This window comes from Methanobrevibacter sp., assembly GCF_045541095.1.
Taxonomy (GTDB): Archaea; Methanobacteriota; Methanobacteria; order Methanobacteriales; family Methanobacteriaceae; genus Methanocatella.
In genome coordinates this window covers 1-2,852 of sequence record NZ_JAZQIJ010000112.1, presented here as the reverse complement: position 1 = coordinate 2,852, position 2,852 = coordinate 1, and the positions used below count along the sequence as shown (strand labels likewise).

2 protein-coding genes are annotated in these 2,852 nt (G+C 35.9%); both read left to right on the top strand.

Annotated features, from left to right (window positions below):
- Positions 1-167: 167 nt before the first annotated feature.
- Positions 168-1,640, top strand: coding sequence for a hypothetical protein (locus ACKI2P_RS04800; protein ID WP_407375511.1), 1,473 nt, complete (start codon positions 168-170; stop codon positions 1,638-1,640).
- A gap of 84 nt (positions 1,641-1,724) precedes the next feature.
- Complete coding sequence (locus ACKI2P_RS04795) at positions 1,725-2,693, top strand: alpha/beta hydrolase (protein WP_407375509.1); 969 nt, start codon at positions 1,725-1,727, stop codon at positions 2,691-2,693.
- Positions 2,694-2,852: the final 159 nt, after the last annotated feature.

Here is a 2,852-nt window from a genome sequence, read left to right as displayed (position 1 = left end):
ATATTTGATTATATTGTCTTTTATTTTAAAAATTAATTTATAGATGCTTTAAATATTAAATTACTGATTTATATATGTTTTTTAGCTATTTTAAGATGTAAGTAAGTACTTGCATTCGGAAAACCTTTTATATGCTCTTTAATATATTATATATTAGAGGAATTCGAATGAAGTTGAAAAAAGGATTTATTATATTAGCTATTTTTTTAATGTTTTTCTCCTGCATGAGTATAATCTCTGCAGCGGAAAATATGACTGTTGATGAAAGTGTGAACGTTATTGGTGAGGTTACATCACTTGAAAACGAAACAGAAGTTGTGGACGTTATTGGTGAGGTTACATCACTTGAAAACGAAACTGAAGTTGTGGACGTTATTGGTGAGGTTACATCACTTGAAAACGAAACTGAAGTTGTGGACGTTATTGGTGATTTCACATCACTTCAAAACGAAACAGTTAACAAAACCAGTGTCGCTTTGGATAAGGATTATGCATTTGATGCAGAGAGTGACGAAAAAAATACTGGAATTGTCATCGACCAGGATGATTTTGAAATTGACGGTCAGGGACACACAATCGATGGAAAAGGTCAGTCAAGAATTTTTGTTGTAAATGCAAAAAACGTTGTTTTGAAAAATATCAATTTCCTTAACGGAAAAGCTACCAACGGAGGAGCATTGCTTGTAAATGAAAATGCAGAAAACCTAAAAATATTTGACTGCAAATTCGAAAACAACTCTGCTGACATTGGAGGAGCAATTGACTGCAATGCGAAAGGCTGTGAAGTCAAAAACACACTCTTCAACAAAAATCATGCAATAGGTGCAGGAGCAGCATGCTTTAAATACTCAACCACTCTTATTGATGATGTATACACAAACAATGATGCAACCTACTGCGGTGCCATTATCTATTGCGGCAATATTAAACTTGGCGAAAAAATAAGCCTGGGAAATTCCCCTGATACCTCAAAAGGATTGATTGAAAACTGTGTATTTGACAACAACACTGCAGAATATTATGGTGTCGGATCTACAAATGCAATAGGTCAGATAAGAAACACCAATTTCACAAACAATCATGCTCAAACATGCAGTGCACTGACAATTGGAACATCATATTCTGATGGAACTTTCCAGATTTTTGGATGCAATTTCATCAACAACTCTGCTGATGATTACGGCGCAATATTTTCAAAATCCAATTCAAAAAGCATAACAATCAGTAAATGTAATTTCAACAACAACACTGCTGGCAGAGGAGCTGCAATATGTTCCATGGTGAGGGGTGTAGGCCAGATTTTTGCTTGCAATTTCAATGGAAATCATGCAAAAGAAGGTGGAGCAATATACGCTACTGCATTCAATTTAATAAACAGATGCAACTTTGATAACAACACAGCTCAAATCGGAGGAGCTATCAGTATAAACCAAAGCTATCCATTAACATTCAAAATAGGTTACAGCAGCTTTACCAACAATGCCGGAAATGACGGTGAAGCTATTCACAGTACTTCTGATGTAAGTGCATACGGAAATTCATTTGACGGTAAAGACTTAATTTTAACAAATAACTCTAAATTCCACGAGTTCCATGACAAAATGGAATGGGGAAAATACGTGAGGGAATCTACAATATAACTTTGCTAAATTCCCTTTATCCTTTTTTCAATAATTGTTGCAATATCCAACATTATATATACTATTTTTAACAAACTTTTTTTCATGTCAGAATTAAATTTAACAAAGGATTGGGATAAGGTCTTTCCCAAAAGTGAAAAAGTACATCATGAAAAAGTGACATTCCCAAACAGATATGGAATAACATTGGCTGCAGATTTATACAAACCATTGGATGCAGATGAAAAACTGCCAGCAATTGCCATTTCAGGACCTTTCGGTGCTGTAAAAGAACAGTCTTCAGGACTTTACGCTCAAAAACTGGCGGAAATGGGATTTTTAACAATTGCATTCGATCCTTCATTTACAGGTGAAAGCGCAGGAGAGCCAAGATATATGGCATCACCTGACATTAACACGGAGGATTTCCAGGCTGCAGTTGACTTTCTGGTTACAAATGATGAAGTCGACCCTGAAAGGGTAGGAATCCTTGGAATCTGCGGATGGGGAGGAATGGCCCTAAATGCCGCAAGTATAGACACCCGTATAAAGGCAACAGTCACATCCACAATGTATAACATGACACGTATCAATGCAAAGGGATACTTTGACGAGGCGGACAGTCCTGATGCAAGGTATGAAATGAAAGTAGCCCTTAACAACCAAAGAACCGAAGACTTTAAAAACGGAGAGTATGCAAGAGCAGGAGGAGTTGTAGACCCTCTTCCGGATGATGCTCCGTTCTTTGTAAAGGATTATTATGATTACTACAAAACAAAAAGGGGTTATCATGCACGTTCACTCAATTCAAATGACGGCTGGAATGCAATCGGATGCATTTCATTCATATCACAGCCAATCATCGCATACTCAGATGAAATCCGCTCTGCAGTGCTTATCATCCATGGTGAAAAGGCGCACTCATGCTATTTCTCCAAGGATGAATTTGAAAAACTGACAGGTGACAACAAGGAACTGTTAATAATTCCTGATGCGGTTCACACAGATCTCTACGATGATACGGATATCATACCGTTTGAAAAAATTAAAGAATTTTACATGAAAAATCTGTAAAATTTTTTTACTATTATTTTTTTATCAAAAATATTGCAAGAATACCATGACCTCTTAGGTCATGGATGAATTGCACAAAAAATTACTTATCAAATGCTCTCTGAAGAACTTTAAATACCAATGAAATCTAAACTAATAAATGACAAAGTTAATCAAAAC